Annotated in this window: 15 protein-coding genes and 1 pseudogene; 3 read left to right on the top strand and 13 right to left on the bottom strand. The window is 53.7% G+C overall.

Annotated features, from left to right (window positions below):
* Nucleotides 1-46: 46 nt before the first annotated feature.
* The 6 genes from E4L98_RS17705 to E4L98_RS17680 form a co-directional block, all read right to left on the bottom strand.
* Entirely contained in the window at nt 47-1,513 is a 1,467-nt protein-coding gene (locus tag E4L98_RS17705) for an efflux transporter outer membrane subunit (RefSeq protein WP_135202864.1), read from the bottom strand.
* Nucleotide 1,514: 1 nt separating this feature from the next.
* Nucleotides 1,515-4,694: an efflux RND transporter permease subunit gene (locus E4L98_RS17700; RefSeq protein ID WP_135202863.1), complete on the bottom strand. Its 3,180-nt coding sequence runs from the start codon at nt 4,692-4,694 to the stop codon at nt 1,515-1,517.
* 2 nt (nt 4,695-4,696) lie between these two features.
* Nucleotides 4,697-5,917: an efflux RND transporter periplasmic adaptor subunit gene (locus E4L98_RS17695; RefSeq protein ID WP_135202862.1), complete on the bottom strand. Its 1,221-nt coding sequence runs from the start codon at nt 5,915-5,917 to the stop codon at nt 4,697-4,699.
* 43 nt (nt 5,918-5,960) lie between these two features.
* Complete coding sequence (locus tag E4L98_RS17690; RefSeq protein WP_135202861.1) at nt 5,961-6,830, bottom strand: alpha/beta hydrolase; 870 nt, start codon at nt 6,828-6,830, stop codon at nt 5,961-5,963.
* A 307-nt stretch (nt 6,831-7,137) separates the two neighbouring features.
* Complete coding sequence (locus E4L98_RS17685; protein WP_135202860.1) at nt 7,138-8,109, bottom strand: zinc-dependent alcohol dehydrogenase family protein; 972 nt, start codon at nt 8,107-8,109, stop codon at nt 7,138-7,140.
* A gap of 147 nt (nt 8,110-8,256) precedes the next feature.
* Entirely contained in the window at nt 8,257-9,150 is an 894-nt protein-coding gene (locus tag E4L98_RS17680) for a LysR family transcriptional regulator (RefSeq protein WP_135202859.1), read from the bottom strand.
* A gap of 97 nt (nt 9,151-9,247) precedes the next feature.
* On the opposite strand from E4L98_RS17680, the gene E4L98_RS17675 reads away from it, so the two are divergent.
* Nucleotides 9,248-9,907, top strand: coding sequence for a peroxiredoxin-like family protein (locus E4L98_RS17675; RefSeq protein WP_135202858.1), 660 nt, complete (start codon nt 9,248-9,250; stop codon nt 9,905-9,907).
* Between the two features lie 203 nt (nt 9,908-10,110).
* Here the strand turns inward: E4L98_RS17675 and E4L98_RS17670 are convergent, their stop codons facing one another.
* Nucleotides 10,111-10,680, bottom strand: a complete 570-nt coding sequence (locus E4L98_RS17670) for a hypothetical protein (RefSeq protein WP_135202857.1) — start codon at nt 10,678-10,680, stop codon at nt 10,111-10,113.
* Nucleotide 10,681: 1 nt separating this feature from the next.
* Nucleotides 10,682-11,233 carry a hypothetical protein gene (locus E4L98_RS17665; RefSeq protein WP_135202856.1) on the bottom strand — a complete coding sequence of 184 codons (552 nt, stop codon included), beginning with the start codon at nt 11,231-11,233 and terminating at the stop codon, nt 10,682-10,684.
* A 231-nt stretch (nt 11,234-11,464) separates the two neighbouring features.
* Here E4L98_RS17665 and E4L98_RS17660 point away from each other — a divergent pair, with 231 nt between their 5' ends.
* Complete coding sequence (locus E4L98_RS17660; RefSeq protein ID WP_135202855.1) at nt 11,465-12,253, top strand: hypothetical protein; 789 nt, start codon at nt 11,465-11,467, stop codon at nt 12,251-12,253.
* Between the two features lie 258 nt (nt 12,254-12,511).
* On the top strand, nt 12,512-13,489 hold the full coding sequence (locus tag E4L98_RS17655; protein WP_135202854.1) for a hypothetical protein: 978 nt from the start codon (nt 12,512-12,514) through the stop codon (nt 13,487-13,489).
* A gap of 212 nt (nt 13,490-13,701) precedes the next feature.
* On the opposite strand, the pseudogene E4L98_RS17650 reads toward E4L98_RS17655, so the two are convergent.
* The 5 genes and pseudogenes from E4L98_RS17650 to E4L98_RS17625 all read right to left on the bottom strand — a co-directional run.
* Nucleotides 13,702-14,061 (bottom strand): annotated as a pseudogene (locus tag E4L98_RS17650) (IS66 family transposase); the annotation flags it as partial.
* A gap of 7 nt (nt 14,062-14,068) precedes the next feature.
* The gene (locus tag E4L98_RS17645; protein WP_135202853.1) at nt 14,069-16,288 is read right to left on the bottom strand and encodes an LPD7 domain-containing protein; all 2,220 of its coding nucleotides are present in this window, start codon (nt 16,286-16,288) and stop codon (nt 14,069-14,071) included.
* A 42-nt stretch (nt 16,289-16,330) separates the two neighbouring features.
* Nucleotides 16,331-16,726 (bottom strand): plasmid mobilization protein, encoded by a 396-nt coding sequence (locus E4L98_RS17640; protein ID WP_135202852.1) that lies wholly within the window; start codon nt 16,724-16,726, stop codon nt 16,331-16,333.
* A 723-nt stretch (nt 16,727-17,449) separates the two neighbouring features.
* Nucleotides 17,450-17,971, bottom strand: coding sequence for a hypothetical protein (locus E4L98_RS17630; protein ID WP_167761364.1), 522 nt, complete (start codon nt 17,969-17,971; stop codon nt 17,450-17,452).
* A gap of 165 nt (nt 17,972-18,136) precedes the next feature.
* Nucleotides 18,137-19,609, bottom strand: a complete 1,473-nt coding sequence (locus tag E4L98_RS17625; protein WP_135202849.1) for an AAA family ATPase — start codon at nt 19,607-19,609, stop codon at nt 18,137-18,139.
* Nucleotides 19,610-19,738 lie beyond the last annotated feature (129 nt).

The raw sequence follows: 19,738 nt of genomic DNA, 5'->3' as shown, positions 1-19,738 counted from the left end.
GCGCATGGCGCGTCAGGCGCCAGCGCACAGCCCCATCCGTTAGCGTTTAAAGCGCGTTGACTTGGGCGTCCCAGCCACCGCCGAGTGATCGAATCAGTGCCACCGTTGCTACCGCACGATTCCCACGTAGCTGTACCGCCTGTCGCTCAACAGCCGCCAAGTTCCGCTGCGCATCAAGCAGGTCCAGATAGCTGGACCTGCCAGCGTCGTAGAGCTTTTGCGCCAGATCCGCCGACCGGCGCGCAGCTAACAGCGCCGCGTCGATCTCGCGTGCCTGCTCTGACAAAACGCGCAGCCCAGACAGGTTATCTTCGACTTCTGCAAACGCGGTCAGGACACTTTGGCGATATTGGCCGACCGATTCTTCCAGCGCCGCCTCGCTGCGGGTGATATTTGCCCGGCTGCGGCCGCCGTCGATCAACGGTGCGGAAAGCAGTGCGCCCAGCATCCAGGAGCGGCCGCTCATGCTGAAAACGTTCGCGACTGTGTCCGCGACACCGCCGCCTGAAGCATTGATGCTCAATGCAGGGAACATCGCCGCGCGTGCAACACCAATCCGTGCGTTGGCAGCTTCCATGGTGCGCTGCGCCGCTACGATATCGGGCCGCCGCTCCAGCAGCGAAGACGGCAAGCCTGCCGGCACAGCAGGCAGCAGCGTGCTATCAAGCAGCGGACTGGCACTGCTGGTGAACGCCGAGGCAGGTTTGCCCAGCAAGACTGCCAGTGCATGCTCGATGGTTGCGCGTTCGCGCTGCAGGCCGATCGCTTCTGCGCGCGCTGTCGCCAACTCCGTCCGGGCCCGTGCCAAGTCAAATTCGCCGATATCGCCGAGGTCGAAACGGCGCTGGTTAACTTTGACATTCTCTTCTCGCAGGTGAACGGTCTGCTCCAGCGTGGCCAACTCGGCGTCGGTGGCACGCAACCGGAAATAGCTCTGCGCAACGTCCGCTTGCATTGCCAGAAGCACCGAGCGGTAGGTGGCCTCGACCGCTGCAGCGTCACCATTCGCAGCTGCCACACCAGCGGAAACACGGCCGAACAGGTCGACTTCGTAGCTCGCGGTCAACCGTGCCGAATAGCTGGTTTGTGGCGCTACCGGGACACCTGGCACCAGACCTAGTTCCGCCGGCGCGGAACGGGCGCGCTGTGCGCCCGCCGCCATGCCGATCTGCGGCACACGGTCCGCCTCTGCGATGCCGGCAATGGCGCGGGCCTGCTTCAGTCGTGCGGTTGCTATCGCGAGGTTGGCGTTGTTGCGTGTCGCCTCGTCTACAAGCTGATTAAGCACTTGGTCTTGGAATGCGCGCCACCATTCGCCGCGCGGTTCTTGTTCCGCTGGCTGCGCCCGCTTCCAGTTGGTACCGTCTGAGGCAGTCTGGACTTCGCCCGCCTTCGCTTCCTTGAAGGCGGCCGGTGTTTCTATCGTTGGCTGGCGAAATTCGGGCGTGCCACAAGCACTAAGAATGAGTGCAGCCATCAGGGGCGCGACGCCCCGCTTGATCATCGTGTTCATATCAGTGATTTCCTTGCGGTAGTACGGTTGTCGCTGCGGCCGCAGACTTGCGCTCCAGGCGAAGGGCTAGCTTACGGAGCAATACGTAGAAGAGCGGTGTCAGGAACAGTCCGAAGAATGTCACACCGAGCATGCCGGAGAACACCGCGACGCCCATCGCATGGCGCATTTCGGCGCCTGCGCCGTGTGAGAACACGAGCGGTATTACACCCATGATGAAAGCGATCGACGTCATCAGGATCGGACGCAAGCGCAGACGGCTTGCTTCTAGCGCCGCCTCGACGATGGTGCGGCCATGCTCTTCCAGCTCGCGGGCAAATTCCACAATCAGGATGGCGTTTTTCGAGGCGAGCCCCACCAGCACGAACAGTGCGATCTGCGTGAAAATATTGTTGTCGCCGCCAGTGAGCTTGACGCCGACCAAGGCGCACAGGATGGACATCGGCACGATCAGGATCACCGCCAGCGGCAGCGTCCAGCTCTCGTACTGAGCGGCCAGTACCAGGAACACCAGCAGCACGCACAGCGGGAATACATAGATCAGCATGTTGCCGGCTAAGATGTCCTGGTAGGCCAGTTCGGTCCACTCATAGCTAACGCCTTTCGGCAGCGTCTCGCGGGCGATGCGTTCGAGCGCCGCCTGCGCCTGGCCGGACGAGTAGCCAGGCGCAGGGCCGGCGTTGACATCGGCAGCGACGTAGGCGTTATAGCGCTGTACGCGGTCGGGGCCGTAACTGTCGCTCAGGCGCATCAGCGACGACAACGGAATCATGTCGCCCGCCGTGCTGCGCACTTTCAGCTGGGTGATTTGCTCAGGTTGCGATCGGAAGGCCGCGTCGGCTTGTACCCGCACCTGGTAAGTACGGCCGAACTGGTTGAAGTCGTTCACGTACAGCGAGCCAAGATTGATCTGCAAAGTCTGGTAGATGCTCTCCAGCGGCACACCGAGCTGTTTGGCTTTGGTGCGATCGATATCGGCATAAAGTTGCGGTACGTTGATCTGGTAACCGGAGAACACGCCGGCCAGTTCCGGCGCCGCGCGTGCCTTGTCGATCAGACGCTGGGTGGCGGCATACAGCTCGTCGTAGCCGACGTTGCCACGATCTTCGATCATCATTTTGAAGCCGCCAATGGTCCCCAGTCCGTTCACGGGCGGAGGAGGGAACACCATGATGAACGCGTCTTCGATGGCGCCGACGCGCTTATTGATTTCGGCGGCGATGCCGGGGCCGCTGACCTCGGCGGTCTTGCGGGTTTCCGGCGCCAATTCCCCGACGAAAACGATGCCGGAATTGGGGGCGTTGGTGAGATCGTTGACCGAGAGGCCGGGGAAGGCGACGGTATTGCGCGCGCCCGGCACACCCAGGGCGATGTCAGCGGTACGGCGGATCACTGATTCCGTGCGGTCCAGCGAAGCGGCATCCGGCAACTGGGCGAACCCGACCAGATATCCCTTATCCTGCGATGGCACAAAACCGCCTGGCACGGCACGGAACATGAAGGCGGCACCGAGTACCAACGCCAAGTAGACGCCGATGGACAGCGATTTGCGGCCAAGCACACGTTTTACCCCGCCCTCGTATTGCGTCGATTTGCGATGGAAGAAGGTATTAAACCAGTGGAAAAAGCGGCCGAACAATCGGTCCATCACGCGGGTCACGGCGTCTTGCGGCGCATCGTGCGGGCGCAGCAACGCGGCGCTGAGGGCCGGCGCCAACGTCAGAGAGCTAAATGCCGATATGACGGTTGAGATCGCAATGGTCAGTGCGAACTGGCGATAGAATTGGCCGGTCAGTCCATTGACGAAGGCGATCGGCACGAACACCGCGCACAGCACCAGCGCGATCGCGATGATAGGACCGCTCACTTCTTTCATCGCCTGCAGGGTGGCGTCGCGCGGGGTCAGGCCGTTGGCGATATTGCGTTCAACGTTCTCGACCACGACGATCGCGTCGTCGACTACGATGCCGATCGCCAGCACCAGCCCGAACAAGGTTAATGTGTTGATCGAGAAACCGAAACCGAGCATCACCGCAAATGTGCCGACCACCGACACCGGCACTGCCAACAGCGGAATGATGGAGGCGCGCCAAGTCTGCAGGAAGATAATCACCACCAGCACGACCAGCGCGATGGCCTCGATCAGGGTATGGATGACGGCCTTGATGGAATCACGCACGAACATGGTCGGGTCATACGCCACGCTGAATTCAACACCTTTTGGAAAATCTTTTTTCAGCTCTTCCATTTTCGCGCGGACGTCGGCCGACAGTTGCAAGTCGTTGGCGCCGGGCGACGAGAAAATCACCAGCGCCACCGCCGGTTTGTTGTCGAGCAGCGCGCGCAGGGCGTAGGAACCGGAGCCCATTTCAACGCGGGCGACATCCTTGAGCCGGGTGATGGCGCCGTCGCTGCCGGTACGCACGATGATGTTGGCGAATTCTTCTTCCGACTTCAAGCGTCCCTGCGTGTTGACCGTCAGCTGAAACTGGCTATCCCTGGTGGGGGAAGCGCCCACCACGCCAGCGGCGACTTGCACATTTTGTTCGCGAATCGCGGCAGTCACGTCCGTGGCGGTCATATTGCGGGCGGCCACTTTCTGTGGGTCGAGCCAGACGCGCATGGCATAGTCGCCAGAACCAAACAACTGCACATCGCCCATGCCGGGAATGCGCGCCAATTGGTCTTTGACGTTCAGAACGGCATAGTTGCGCAGGTAGAGTTCGTCATAGGTCTTGTCTGGCGATACCAGATGCACGACCATGGTCACGTTGGGCGAGCTCTTGACGGTGGTCACACCGATCTGACGCACTTCCTCCGGCAGGCGCGGCAGCGCGCGCTGGACGCGGTTTTGCACCGCAGTCTCGGCCTGCTCGATGTTGGTGCCGATCTTGAAGGTGACCGTCAGCATCAGGGCGCCATCCGAGGTGTTTTGCGAAGACATGTAGATCATGTGTTCCACCCCGTTGATCTGTTCTTCCAGCGGCGCGGCAACCGTTTCAGCGATCACCTTGGGATTCGCACCCGGATATTGTGCCCGCACCACAACCGATGGCGGCACCACATCCGGATATTCAGAAATAGGCAGGCGGAATATGGCGATGGTGCCCGCGACAAAAATAATGATCGACAACACCGCTGCGAAGATGGGTTTGTCGACGAAGAATCGGGAGAAGTTCATGATCAATGTCCTTTCGACGAGGTGCCCGCGACAGCGACCTTGACATCGGCCGTAGCGGCGGGAGCGTGATCGGCTGTCATAGAGACGATCTGCGGGGCCAGCGGGGCGCCGGGGCGAACGCGCTGCAGCCCGTTGACCACAACTTTTTCGCCAGCCTTCAGGCCGGTGCGGACTATGCGCAGGCCGTCAACGCTCTGGCCCAGCGTGACCTGGCGGTATTCCGCCTTGTTGTCGGCCGTGACGACAAAGACGAACTTGCGGCTTTGATCGGTGCCGATCGCCTTGTCGTTGATGAGTACGGCGTTCGTGGCGCCAGCCTGCGCATTGCCTGTGTCGACTTGGACCTTGGCGAACAGGCCGGGCGCCAACACCCGGTCGCTGTTAACGAAGACGGCGCGCATGCGCACCGCGCCGGTATGCACGTCGAGCTTGTTATCGATGAATTCGAGCTTGCCCTCGTGCGGATACCCCTCTTCACCGGCGAGGCCCACCCGGACGTTTATGGCACGGCCTTGCTGCACGTTGGCGGCTACGCGGATATAGGTCGATTCATCGCCGTCGAAGCTGGCGTAAATCTTCTCATCAGAGACCACCGATGTGAGTACGGCGCTGGCATCGATCAGATTGCCCACTGTGATCTCGGCCTTGCTGGCGCGGCCGTTAATCGGTGCTGTCACCTGGGTATAGCTGAGGTTGAGTTTAGCGGTGTCAAACTGTGCCGACGCGGCACGCGCGTTCGCCTCCAGCTCTTTCTGAGTGGCGGCGCGCTCGTCAAATTCTCGCTGAGCGATAGCTTTGTCAGCCAGGAGCTTTTCAGCACGCGCCAGCTCCAGCCGAGCCAGATCCGCACGGGCCCTGGCGGCATGGGCTGCTGCTTCGGCGCGGTTCGCTTCTGCCTGGTAAGGGCGCGGGTCGATGACAAACAGCACCTGTCCTTTGCTGACCTTGCCTCCGGGTTGGAAGTTCACTGCGGTGATGTAGCCGCTGACACGGGCACGGATCTCAACATTCTCGACCGACTCCATGCGGCCTGAAAATTCCTGTGTTTCGGTGATCTGCCGTGCGATGGCGGGCGCGGCGGTGATCGGGGCCCCTGGCGGCGTAGCTTCCTGCGCTTTGCTGCTGGCTTCGCCGCAGCCACTGAGCGCAGCCACAATGCCGGCAATGGTGAGCGCTGCAGCCAACGGACGTAGGGCTGACTGGATGATTGAGTGCTTATTCATGGTGTTCCTTCATGTGGTGAGTTGGGTCTTTCTTTGCTTTGGATTAAATGCTCATGGCGGGTGGCTTGCTTGGCTTTGGCCGGTGCTGAATGGTGTGCAGGAATGCGGCGATAGCGCTGACGGCTTCGCTGCCAGCGGCACAGGCGCTGCGGGCGTTGTGATCGTCCAAAGGGAACGCGGCGAGACGCAGCGTGGAGGTCGCAATGCCGGCGGTAATGAGACGCGAGGCATACGTCTCGGCTTCGTCGCGCAGCGGGTCGGCGTCGGCTGACAGGATCAGCGCGGGCGGCAAATCCTTCAGCCGATGGGCGTTGAGTGGGCTGGCATATGGATGCAGGCGGTCGACGACGTCGGGCAGGTACTGCCGGTAGCCGTGCACACAACGGTTGGCCGCCGATAGTTGTGCCGGTTCCTCATGTGCGTCACGCATGGAGCCGCTGGTCAGGCCCGGATCCAACATGGGCATGATCAGCAACTGACCGCTCAGCAGCGGCATTTTGCGATCGCGGCAGACGAGTGCGACGCTGGCCGCCAGATTGGCGCCCGCTTCGATGCCGGCGACAATCAGGTTGGCGCCGCTCCACTTCAGCGCCTTGCTGTTCCGTACCGCCCACAGCAGGGCGCTATAGCCGTCTTCCAGCGCTGCCGGAAAAGGGCTGGTGCTGGCCAGCGTGTAGTGCAACACCAGCAGCGCGGTATTGGCAGGGATGCTGGTGAGATCGTGAAATAAGCTGGTCAGACTTTCGCTGTCATTGGCGACAAAGTACCCGCCGTGAAAAAACACGATCAGATTGTCGTAGGAGGCTGCGGTCTCTTCTGGAAGCCAGTGCGATGCCTGCAAAATTCCCTGCGGTCCCTGGAACGAAAGCTCGCGTGGGATACGGTGAGAGATGAAGCGGGTGATCTTTTCCATGATGAGGTGACCCCGGTTGGTTGTTTTATGTGAAGGCAATCAGCACAATAGGCGCGCCGTTTCTTGCGTTCGGTTGTCAAGATAATGCTGATGAGGCCACCGCACTAGACGGGTGGGCGGTATTACATTCATGCTCGGATTGAATGAATTGCTGAGGGCGGAAAGGGCGCTGCGCGAAGGTATAAAGATGGGCAAGCGCGCACGGCCTGACGGCGCCGGGGGCGGTCAAGCGATCAATAAAACGGGGGAGGGTGGGCGCCGGACCGCACCGCCTAAGGCGGCAGGCGATCCAGCAGGCCGGGGGACTTTAGTTACGCAGGTCCAGCAGCACTTTGCCTCCGCGCAGCGAGTGCTCGACTGCCTGGGTGAATTCGCTGATTGGATACACTGCATCGACGGCGAGGGTCAACTCGCCCGATGCCAGCAGGTCCACCGAAGTGCGAATCGCACCGGGAATCGCTGCTGCGTATTCGGGCAGGCCCTGGTAGATTCCGCGCACGACGATGCCGCGCGCCTGCAAGTCCAGCGCATTGACCGGGATGTTCATATCGCCGCTCAGCGATGAGTAACTGACCAGCACGCCGTTCTGCGAAAGCAGATCGATCAGGCGCGCCGCGTGGCTGCCCGACAGGCCGTCGATGGCCAGGCGAACGTTGCCATCACCGACGATCTGCTTCACTTGCTCGGTTGCGCCGGGGCCATCGATGAGCACGATGTCCGCGCCAGCGGACTTCAATTCGTCGACCAGTTCCGCCCGTCGCACGAAACTGATGGTCCGCAGGCCGCGTTGCTTGGCCAATGCGATGACCGAGCGCCCAATGCCGCCGTTTGCCATGTTCTGCACGACCCAGTCGCCTTCCTTGAGATCGACGAACTGGTCCAATAACAGCACGGCGGTGACGGGATTGATGCGCGCCATGGCCAGTTGTTGCGGGGCCACTTGGGTCGGCAGTGCAAGCAAGCCATCGGCGGCGAAGATCATCTGCTCACGCCAGGTCCAGCTGTACAGCGGCGCCAGCACGCGGTCACCTGCTTTCACGTTGGTCACGCCGGCGCCGACCTCCACCACACGGCCGACACCCTCATTACCGACGAACGATGGCAGGTCGGTGTCAAACTTGAATTGGCCGGTAATGATGAGCATGTCATTACCGTTGATCGGGGCAAATTCCATGGCGACGAGCACCTCGCCGGCACCTGGCTTGCCTGGTGCAGTGGTGTCGATCAGTTTAAGGGTTTCAACTGGATTGCCGAAGGCGGTGTTTTGAATGGCGCGCATTTTAGTATCCTCAAAATAAGCATGAATGGAAGATCGGCGGTGGGAGCGTCTGCTCCTGCTCGTCGATCCGTTATGCCTATTGTGGGGGCAGATACCGGCGTCATTGATGCTCGGGGCGAATAACTGTCATGTGAGGCGTGCGGCGGATTAGCGGATGCCGAATTGGCCAAGCTGGCTTTTCAGGTATTCGAAAAAGGCTTTGGCTGACGGCTTGGATGCACGCCCCGAGGTGAAAAGCGCGTTTACTTCGATTGAGCCCATGTCCCAGTCGGGCAGCAAGCGAATCAGGCTTCCATCTTTCAATTCCTTGTAACATCCCGCCTCGCTCAGGCAATGGATGCCCAAGCCCGCAACGGAGCTGGCGGTCCCCACTTCATTAAATGCGGCGACGATCGCGCCCTCGATGCGCACTGAAACGGCCTGATCCTCCTTGCGGAACGACCATGCCTGCCCTGATGTCTGCGGGCCGAAAATGGTACGGTGGCTCGATAGGTCGGTGGGAACTTTAGGCGTACCGTACTTTTTCAGATATGCCGGCGAAGCGACGATGACCTTCGGCGTCTCGCCGAGCTTGCGCACCACGGTCGATGAATCAATCAACTGGCCAAAACGCACCGACACATCGACGCCATCGGCGATCAGGTTTTGACGCATGTCGTCGAGAATGAATTCGACTTTAAGTTTAGGGTGCTCAGATAGAAAATCCGGCAGTAGAGGAACGACCGCGCGTAATGCAAAGCTGGATGGCAGGCCCAGCCGCAACGTGCCGCGCAACTCGCCGCTGCCGCGTACGGCCTGTGCAGCCTCATCAAGGGCAAGTAAAATCGGCTCGATGCGCTCCAGGAACTCGACGCCCGCGTCGGTCAGGTTGACGGCCCTGGTCGTCCGGTTGAGCAAAACCACGCCGACTTCTTGCTCCAGACTGGAAATAATACGCGACACAGACGGTTGGGGCAGATTGAATTCCCTGCCAGCGGCGGAAAAATTTCCTCGGCGGGCCACCCGGGCGAACAACTTTAACGCGAATAGATAATCATTCATATCAGCCGAGCATATCAGTAACGCGTTGGAGTTGGCTAGTTCCTCAAGGGGGAAACCGATACAGTGTCTGCATTGATATAGCAATGTCAGAGGTTGTATGCGGTTAGATGAGCAACTCCCTGCAGGAGAAGGGCCGGTAGCAACCGGCTGTACAGGCGAAGTTCCCTTTGACGCGCTGCGTCATGCACTTCGCAATGTGATTGATCCCGGAGGGCTGGACAAAGCACTTTCCGCTGGCGCGCGCGCGCCCTCGTTTGTCTTGCGGGATACATCTGGAAAAGACGTCGCACTTGAGCAGCTGTTGCGAAAGGGCCATGTAGTTATTACATTTTACAGAGGAATATGGTGCCCTTTCTGTAATGCTGATCTCCAGGAGTTAAATTTGTTCCGTCACGAAATTCTGGCCCGGGAGGCGCAGGTTGTGGCGGTATCTCAGCAAACGGTTGAATATAGTCGCAAGACACAGCGGCTGAATAAGCTACGCTTTCCCGTGTTGAGCGACGTAAGCGGATTGGTGACCCAAGCTTACGGGGTGCAATGGACGATACCAGACAATTTGCGGTCGGTGGTATTGTCGGCAGGGGGAAATATCCCATGCTTCAGCGGCGATACCAGCTGGTCCCTGCCGATGTCCGCACGCTATGTCGTCAGCCGAGATGGGATTATCAGCTATGCGGAGGTAAGCGCAGATCCAGAAAAGAGGTCTAGAGCATCGGGGGTACTAGCTATTCTGGATGGTTTAAACGTAGCGGGATAGCTAACGTCATCCGAGAGGCGGCTTCGGGATGCGGATTCGACCGGTCGATGCAAGCGGCCTTTCACACAGCACGATGTACGCGAGGGCGCTTCTCACCGATCTCTCAATCTCTCAACAGCTCAGCTTGCTTGTCGTACGCAAATACTTAGCGATTTCGGTATTGATTTGCGTCCTTGCCTTGGAGCTCGTCCAGCTTTACACAATCAAGCATGACCAGTTTCCACTTGAACCAGACAGCACTTCATATCGTCGCTGATAGGAAGCCATTGAGCTGTGTAGGAGCCTTTGATTATGATTTCCCGATCCTTCGCACCAGTCGGCTTCACAATGCGACCTGAGATGGTTTGACCGTTCCTGAACAGGCCATAGATGCCATCTGGTTTGCCAGTATAGAAATGCGGGTGATCGACTACAGCGAGGAAGTAGGCTGATTGAAAACCACCAGCGACAAGCTGTTCTAAAAATGCTATGTCGGTGCAAAAACTGAACATCGTCTCTGGAACTTGCCCGTTCCTTGGGAACTTCAATTCAATAGCGCTATGGTTGATTGTCCTGTCCTTTGAGATCACAACAATATCAATCTCACGCTTGTACAGGTCAGACTTATGCAAATTGAAGTGTGAGACGTTACGCTCAAACTGGATGCGGTAATCTTCAAGGTGCGCACGAAGGTAAAGCCCAAGCTCATGCTGTAAGCTAAACTCGTTATAGATTTCAATTTCGCCGGTCGCTAAAGCCTTCGTGAAATCTAGGATGTGCTGTTGAAGTTCCATGTCAAGCTTGGTAATCGTTGTAGTGGTAGAAGCGATCTACCGCCTTTGCTTTCCTGTGAAACTCACCACTATCTCTAAGTGGCTTTTGGGGTTTGGTGTAATCTTCCAGCAGATCCCTCATGGCTTTTGGATTCAGAGCTGCAGGCGCCCATTGCTGACGTTTGATACCACTCCAATCATCCGCCCACCTCCCGACTTGAGGCAGTGGTTGAATGAATTCGGTATGGACACAGACAACGCCGATTCCTGACGCATACATGTAGAGGACTTCTTTCCCATCGGCATCTAGATCAACACCAGCAACGCAGCCCAAGTTCAGTGCCGCCAATACAGCTTTGTGTTTCTCGTCATAGATACTGGTTTTCGTGTTCTCGTTCTCTTTGAGCTTGGCGGCAAAGTTCAGTGCGTCAACGATTGCCAGCGCCCATACCTTTACGTCTTTTTGAAGGTTCTTGTCGATCTCCCAATAGTCTGCTAGCCGCTTAGCTATCTGTGCCAAATCTACAACAGCAACTTGTTGAGGAGTGAGTTGAGGCGTGGTGCTGGTTGTCATGGTGTTCCTAGTTTGGAAATACATGACAAATAGCAAACCACAGTATTATCTGTCAACATCTCAGGTACAATAAAAAGTCCCTAATTTGGACGCAAAGCAGCACATGGCAGCCCTTGGAGCTGACCAAAGTTCAGGAAGCCACCACCTACATGCGCAAGTCATTTTTGAGCGCGTCTTTGCCTGGTGCTTATGAGGTGACGAAGAAAGCCAATACGGGGAAGGTGTAGTTGCATGGGACTGTTCAGTTTTTTCTCAAAGAAGAAGGAAGAGCCAAAGCCCCAATTGAAGTTAAGCAGCATTCCAACTGTTCAAGCTGAGTCTGAATTGTTCAGCACCTATGCCGTGGTCTTTCATGAGGTCATGGCTGATGTTGATGGCTTCTCACCAGAAGAGTTCAGCGAGATGGTCAAATTCATCTCCGAGGGCGAGGGCGGTTACATGAACATGCACCATTACCACAGGCATGTCTTCAATAACTACTTTGCCGGCCGTCATTGGGCATGGGTTGAATACGATTATTGGGAAAAGACCTACGCCAAGATGGGCAGCGCTCCTTTGCGTTTCCCCACTGGTTTAGCATTGCCACTTGATCGAACTTTTGAGCTTACTGCTGATAAGGTTCTTAAAGATTTGAAGGTCGCTGACTTGAAGGAGTTCATCGAGTCGCAAGGGGGAGAGATTCCACCAAAAGCTAAGAAGAAAGAACTCTTGGAGCTGGCGCAATCGCTACCGAATTTGAACTCAACGAAGTTATGGAAGGAGAAGGAAGAACAGATATCAAACGGCATAGGGTATCCCCTGTACACCATACTTATGCGGTACATCGCCTTCAAAGCCAAAGCCACTTTTGACCGTGACCGAGGATTGAAGATGGGTGTCACCGAGTTCAAACACTTGTATGTAGAGGAGGGTGATGAAAAGTTCGTCAAGCTGGCGCTGAAACGAAATCCTCAGGCGCTTCCACCGTACTTCCCTGGTGATGTGACGCTGTTGCAGTCTGTCATACCAGGTTTTGACTAGCGAAGGAGATGGCAACGTAAGCCGGAAACCGTTTCAAAATCATTGCTCTGACAAAGCAATTCTAGAAGCTTAACCGAAGTGGCTGCACCAACACTGAAAGGGTTTTCTTATTTATGCACATCATCTGACTGGACTAACAATCAGTGCAGATTCAATTAGTAGTTCAACCTTGACATAGAACCTCAGTCATTTGCGCTGAACCTTAGCCCACACAACATATACAGGCGGGGGATCGATTTGATTGTTGTAGGCTACATCATGAGCAACATCATTATTCCGCTGAATGGTACCGATTTTTACTACAAGAATGGTTCGTTACATTTGGGTATACCCGCCAACATCCCTGTTGGTAGCATTGACCCTTACTACCCGAATCTTCCTAAGTTCCTGAGTGATGCCATCTTACGGCAACGCCACTTCGGTAACTATTTAGCTGATGGTTTGCAAACTGGACACTTGACCTTTAACCGTCAAACGGGTTTGGCAGAGTTCAATTCAAAAATTGGTAAGAGCCAGTTCATCGGCTATGTGTTTGAAGCCATGACCGTGAGGATGATTAACGACAACCTGTCAACGATAGGTAAGAATGTCCTCTGCTGGATTTCGCACCGCACTGGTAGAAGCACCCCGACCGACAAGTACATCAAGCAATTTGAGGCTATCGGTACAGGTTCCGTTGATACTTCAAAACGGCACAGCTTCTACTTTGAACCTGGCGCTAACACGGACGTGATGTTTGTTCGTGCAGTTCCAAAAAAACGTAGCCGAATCGTGGAGTTTGAACCTCTGACGATCAATGGCTCGACCGCGACGGCTAGTCTTCAAGTGAAGGCGATTACTTCCAATGTCAGGGACGAAATTATCATGCCCCTCCTCAATGGTAAGTACCGTCACGTTTTGACCTATCTCGTCAATCCTCGCACTGGTGTTCACACCTATTACGAGTGCATGGACGAGATTAAAAGGATGTATTCGGATAGAAGGCTGACGTGGGACGAGTATCAACATCTACTCAACTCCATCATCCAACCGTCTGACATGGGCATGGATCAGTATTACATCAACGAATACTATCAATATCTGTATCGTAACCATCCCATGAACATCCAGCCTGACGACCTGACTAACGCTGCCGCAAATATTGAGATTGCCGGCTTCGTTAAAGGTGAGGGTTTGATTTTGCCGTCCGATATGAAGTTGCAGGACGATCCTGACGAAACTTCACCACGGTACTAAGCTGACCCAGCTCCCTCAACGGAGCTTCACTACCTCAAGGAGCAGTCTTTCACAAGGCTGTTCCTTTTTTTTTCGTCTTGAAGGTAGGTGGTGGACAATTCCCAATCCAGCGGCGAAGATGTAGTTGTGCATCACAACCCTGTTCGACAGTAAGCGTATGCTCAGTGACGTCTTGGGTGGTGCCGCAATTTAATCGATGATGGCATCACACCTCAGGGAAGCGGAGTTATCTCGGAGGCCGGCGAGCAGGTGGAGTTCGAAGGCAAGAAATCATCAACCCGGTTAACGGGATGATCGGCAATATGCGTCAGCACGTGGCGCAATCAGGCTTCGGGTGCGACACCGTTCATCTTGGCCGCGCCGATCAGCGAGTAGATCGCAGCAGTCCGTTCGCCGCCGCTGTCGGCGCCAGCGAACAGGTAGTTACGGAGCCCAATGGCGACGCCACGCAAGGCGCGTTCGGCCGCCGAGTTATCAATCTCGATAGCGCCGTCGTCGCAGTAGCTCAGCAGCGCCGGCCACAGCTTAAGCCTGTACAGGATTGTGGCCGCCATATCGGACTTTCGTGACAACAAATGCTCACGAGGTTCGCATGTTCACCATGTTTGAGACATGTCGATTATATTCCCTCACGTCCTGTGCCATTTGCTTGAGGAAATCTGCTGAGCCGCTTATGGCTAGTTGAACACCCCATTTTTTTTGAGCCAACGCCAAGCCAATCGAAACCCCGTGGTCTCGATCGATAATCAACAACCGGTCGCCTTGGTCGTGTAGAAGCGTGCGACCATTTTGGGAGTAAATGATGTCGCCGTTGATCAAGACATCTCGCATGCAGCCGTACTTCGAGACGATCCTACTGTCATCGATGATAGAGTCACCCATGTTCTTGCCTTTGATGAAGCATGCGTCCGGAAGTATTTCACGGGCGACTGCAATGCGGCGCAACTCCCCCACGCATTCTTCATCGCCACGCGATCGCAGAAAGATCTGATACAGTGCCCAGTCTTTGATCTGCAACTTTTTTCGCTTGAGTACGAACTCCTTTTGTCGGTCAACGAATCGCTGGCTTGTCCTGCGAGTTTGGTACTCCCGTTCAATGTCTGCCAAAAACAACTCTCTAAAGTGTCGAGGCATCCTGTTGAGGTAGAGAGCGAATCTTCGATCGCTCCGTTCCTTCTGCATATCAGAACGTTCTTCCTGCGAGCAGTTCCGCAATTGATCTAGCTCCAACCGATATTCTTCCAGAACGCGCACTCGAAGTGAGCGTCGAACCATAGAAAACTGTCTCCAAAGGATCGGCTCAGGAGTGTTCTTGTCGGGATGGCAGTTGGCTTCAAAATGGCTTTGACGCGCTACAGTATTCTTTAGTGTGGATAGTGCCGCGACGAATGGCATTCGCAATTCTTGTGTCAAGAAGTCGATTGCGTTTAGATGCCTGGCGCCGCAGCGAATCCGCCTAGGCGGCACTGGCGGCTCGCCCTGATTTTCTTGGCCTGCAATCTGATATTTGGACCGCACCAAGCCAACCTTGTCGACCATCTCCTGAAGGAGAAACTCCAGGTCCACGGCTTGGTTCCATCTAGCGACAATGATCCTATGTTCTTCTTGTTGACTCAGCGTGAACTCAGCTTTGTCCCGAACCTGTTGGGAAATTGTCGTATCGTATCGCCTGCCCGTGGCTGTTGAAGGGGAGGGCAGTTCGAGACGAGGCAAGCGCAGCGTCGGCCTTTTGTCGAGATCGGATAGCTGTTTTTGAAAAGATATAGAAGATCCGATCTTATTGTAGAAGGCGATTTCCTTCCTCCTGAGAGCATCGAGCTTTTCTTCGCGCGCTAGCGCTTTGTACGCCTTAGGTAAGCCACCAGGGAAATATTTGATCTCTCTGGCGCGTATTGAGTGCCATTCGCTGATCAGCGTCATGAGCGCCTCATCCGTGTTTCGCGGACTCCCGATCGCTACGTAACTGTCATTGTCGAACGCGGATAGATACTTCTTCTTCTCATCGAGGCTGAGTATCAAAAACGCTTCTTTGAAGACATTGTGCCGCAGATTCACGAAGCGCTCGCGCCCAGACTTCCTTATCGCCTCATGTTCGTTTGCACGCCCCAAGTTCACTATCTTGTGTTCTCCAATACTCTTAAGATACCTGCGGAATTCGGATAATGCAGATATATTGTTATCCATTATGTAACGCAGTATCTCGCCCTTCAATTGATCGCCATTTCCTAGAAATACGTCTCCCTTTGAGCGTTGTAGAATAGTTGATTCCATAGTGAAGTCACTTCTAACGCTGTGTCGCGGTGAGATTGTTCCGTATTTTCGATTTAGATATTCTTGAAAAGCGTCAAAGTATGAGATGTTATGGTCATATTTCCCCCACGGATTCAATGCTTTGCCGCTAAGTAAATTAAGGTTGGGAACGACAATATGCATATGCGGTAGTCGAATCAATTGTTTCCCATCAATTGTTAGGATACTTTTTTTCTTAGGCATGTGGATTTCTGCATAAATATTGTATTCATCGGGATGATAAGCAGAGAACATAAATTTCTCGAAATCCTTTAGCATGCCACTAAATATTGCAGCATCAACCATATCCTCTTTTAGCGATAACGTGATGTGGTGGTATTTGATTCGATTTGACGTGATGCTGCCTATTATTTCGTCCACGAGGTCAATATTCCCGATAGGGATTCTTTCATCAAGTTCATTTCTCGTGAACTCTCTTCCATTTTTTGTACCATTGATCAAGTAATTTTTAATTCCTTTACTCGCTCCGGTGACTCTTATTAACGTCATTGTAAAATCCTTGTGAGGTATTGATCTTGAAATAGATGTTTTTCAAAATTCCCCTTGAATAGCCTGTTGTAACTCTTCTAGGTAAGCGGTGAGCTTAGTGGCCACCGATTCGGTAGCTGCTCCATGTTGGAACGCATAGAGCAGTTTCAACATGTCATCCAACTTCTGGTTCATTGAGCTTAAATAAGATAATCGACGCAGAACGTGCTCTGGGATATGTTTTTCCAGTTCTCGCTTCTTTATTATCCTGTCTGCTGCAATTGCTCTTTTAGTTAGCTCTTCAGATGATTCGATTATCGATGTGGTTGAAATGACATCGAGAGATAAGACTCTTGATCTAAAGTAATCAGAGGCATCTAAACCATGAGCGAAAGCAAGTGCTTTGAATTGATCTCGCTCTTCCTCCGTTAATCTGATGTTGACTTGTTTAGTTTTCATGTTTCTCTGGCCACGTCAGGGGCGTAATTGGATTCAAAGGCGCAGCCTTTGGCACATAACGTATAGCAGACACGTCAGTGTGTGATATACGTTTGGCGTGCCTTGCCACGATATTTTTATACTTTGGCTTAGAGCTGCTATACGAAATAGTATAAAACGATTGCATTGCTCAATTTTTGTAAGGCGAGAAAATAAAGCGGAATTTCTGTGTTTTGACGAATTATTTTTATTAGGGGAAATGATTTATGTTGATTTATAGTTATAAAATTTTATTTGATTAACTTTGATTGGATGAAGACGTCCCCAGAATGCCTGCCACCGGCGTTGAAGTGCCACCGAAGTGCCACCGAAGTGCCACCGAAGTGCCACCGAAGTGCCACCGAAGTGCCACTGAATTGCCACCGAAGTGCCGCTGAAATGCCGCTGAAGTGCCACTGAAATGCTGCTGAAATGCCGCTGAAATGCCACTGAAATGCCACTGAAGTGCCGGGAACTGCCAAGAGGAACTGCCTGGGGAACTGCCTGGGGAACTGCCAAGGGGAACTGGCAAGGGAAGCTGTCAGGGATATGCCAGAGACGCGGGACCGGCTTTGAGCGGCCGTTGGCCCCTCCAGCAGGGGGGCGTGAGAGTACAGCGGGAGTTATGGCCGGAGCGGCAGAGGTGATTTAGCGTTCGCTAAGAAGGTGTTATACGAGGTCACCGCTTCGGACTGGGATTGTGATTTACTTTCGAAGCCGAGGCGGCCTCGAGTCGGCACTTTGGTTTGCCTCAGGCTGAGGTACTTCATTTATCAGGTTCATGCCCAACCTGATTGCGTGCCCAACGCGAACGAGAGCAGCTAGCTCTTTCGTTCCGTCCAACAGCGTTTTATCCATGCCTTGACTACGCATCTGTTTCTTCAGACTCATCCAGTTACCATTGTAAGAAAAAAACTCTCCACGAGAGTCTATTCCCGAAACTCGGTAATTCCACAGGCTGATTGTGATGCCGCTTCTTGTTTTGAACGTTCCGTATGAGTATCCTTCAATAATTATTTCATCAGATTTTGGGACGTAAAAATCGCCTGAAAATATACGCCCTGGTATATGACTCGGATATTCGACGGCAGAAGGAAGCGGAAGTCTGCAATGATCTGAAATAATTTTGACCCAACCATCTCGTATTGGATATGAGTTGGGTGTTTTTTTGAAAACCATCTGACTGTTTGCATCGGGAATCATGTCTAAAGATCGTTTTGTGTGCATTTTATCCTCTGAATTAGTGTCATGGCATATTGAATCACATAGCGGAGGAGGTATTTTTTCATCCGCGCTGAAAAACAATAAAACTGCAATGATTTTTTGCTTTTTAAGGATAATCTAAGTATTTTTATGACAAGGTGATGTTTGCTAAACAGACTGGTTATCAATTTACAGAAAACCCATTTTGGGTTTTGCATGTACGATTGTTTTTATATCCTTCGGTTCAACGATATCTCGACCACCCAAAAGAGTACGTCCCAATGCATCCTCGGCATATTTCTTCATGATCCTGGGCGATTCTAACTCTGATAGCTTCTCAATTGCCGACGGATGAAATACAACCTCTGTATGAGGTAGCTCATCAATCAGATCGTGTGTAATAGAAACAGCAATGTCCTTCATTTGATTTTTTGAAATCTTAATGACGAACTCCCTGAACCTAGACCTCAGGGGGGGAGGAACTAAATCCACATCATTGCATGTCGCGAAGAATGTGTAGTTTGAAACGTCTAACGGGATGTCGATTGCTAGATCAGTGAAGCAGGCTGCCGAATGCCTTTCTAGCAGCGTGTGGAGCACGCCTAACGGATCGGCATTGGTGAAGCCTAAGGAGCGCGCCGGCTTGTCGATCTCGTCGAGCAGGAAAATTGGATTTGCGAGAGATTCACCCTTTACTCCCTGGCTGGCCATGAGGAAAATTTTGGATGGCGCCGAATTGCTCCAAAAACTTGATGATCCGGCTAGTTCGGAGTTAGATTGACTTGCGCTAAGGTCAATCTTCTTGAATCCGACTTTGAGCAAGGCTGCAAACTCTTGTACGAATTGCGTCTTTCCGACACCAGCTTCCCCAATCAAGAGGATCGGAGACATACGCAATACATTGTCGCCGCGATGCTGCGAGAGGGCCGCGCAGTTGACCACATATTCGATAACTTCCTGAAACTGCTGATACTTGTCCAGAAGGCGACGTAGCGAATAGTGGAAGTCCGTTTGTATCTGACCGAGTTTCCTGTATTCGCCGTGGCTTGCCAACGTTTTGATGACTTTGGAGATGCGGGCGCATGATTCCGGATCGCACAGCTGTGCGGCATTCACAGCCGCGATTGCGTCCTTTTTCTGGAAGAGTCGGATTTTGGGGCCTGTGTAGAGTTCAAGTGGCTCAGGATACTGTTCAGAGAGCATGTAGTTCAGCTCTATGTCTTTTGAGGTCGCGTCCTCCTGAATTTCTGGCTGGAGACTGACAGAGCTGCGTTCGGGAGGTTCTTGAGTGGAGAACAACGAATCCTGTCCAGGATCATTGCGCAACTCGAAGGGGTTTAATTTCTGAGCGGGCTCCCGCAGAGAGGGGCCGGTCGAGTTTACTAGTTCCAGTTTAGGTTGGACGGCATTGGATGGGGCAGTAAAGATCTGCAAATCATTCTCCTGACATTTGGACAGGAGAACTATCATATGCATATTTTTCCCTAATGCAACGAAATTATTTTTACTTCGCCAGAGAAAATTCTTGCGCTTCCCGATAGTTGTGGTATTGAGCTGTTTGCAGTGCCAAGGTTTGGAATGAAACGCAAGACAGATTCGTGCAGTCGGCAATCGCTTCAATAATTGCCTTAGCGCCTGAATTTGTCGAAAAAGCAGATCCATTGTGAACCCGCCCGCTAGAAAAAACTCTTATTCGTTGTTAGCGGTGTTAGAGCTATAAAAATTATTTCTTTCTGCCTTTTTACCTTTCTACCTTTACCCCTTTATATGAAAAAAAAGGCCCTGAAAGCC

Origin of the sequence: Duganella callida, assembly GCF_004614165.1 — a bacterium.
Taxonomy (GTDB): domain Bacteria; phylum Pseudomonadota; class Gammaproteobacteria; order Burkholderiales; family Burkholderiaceae_D; genus Rugamonas; species Rugamonas callida.
Note: the sequence above shows the minus strand (reverse complement) of the source record. Positions and strands in the feature narration are given on the sequence as shown.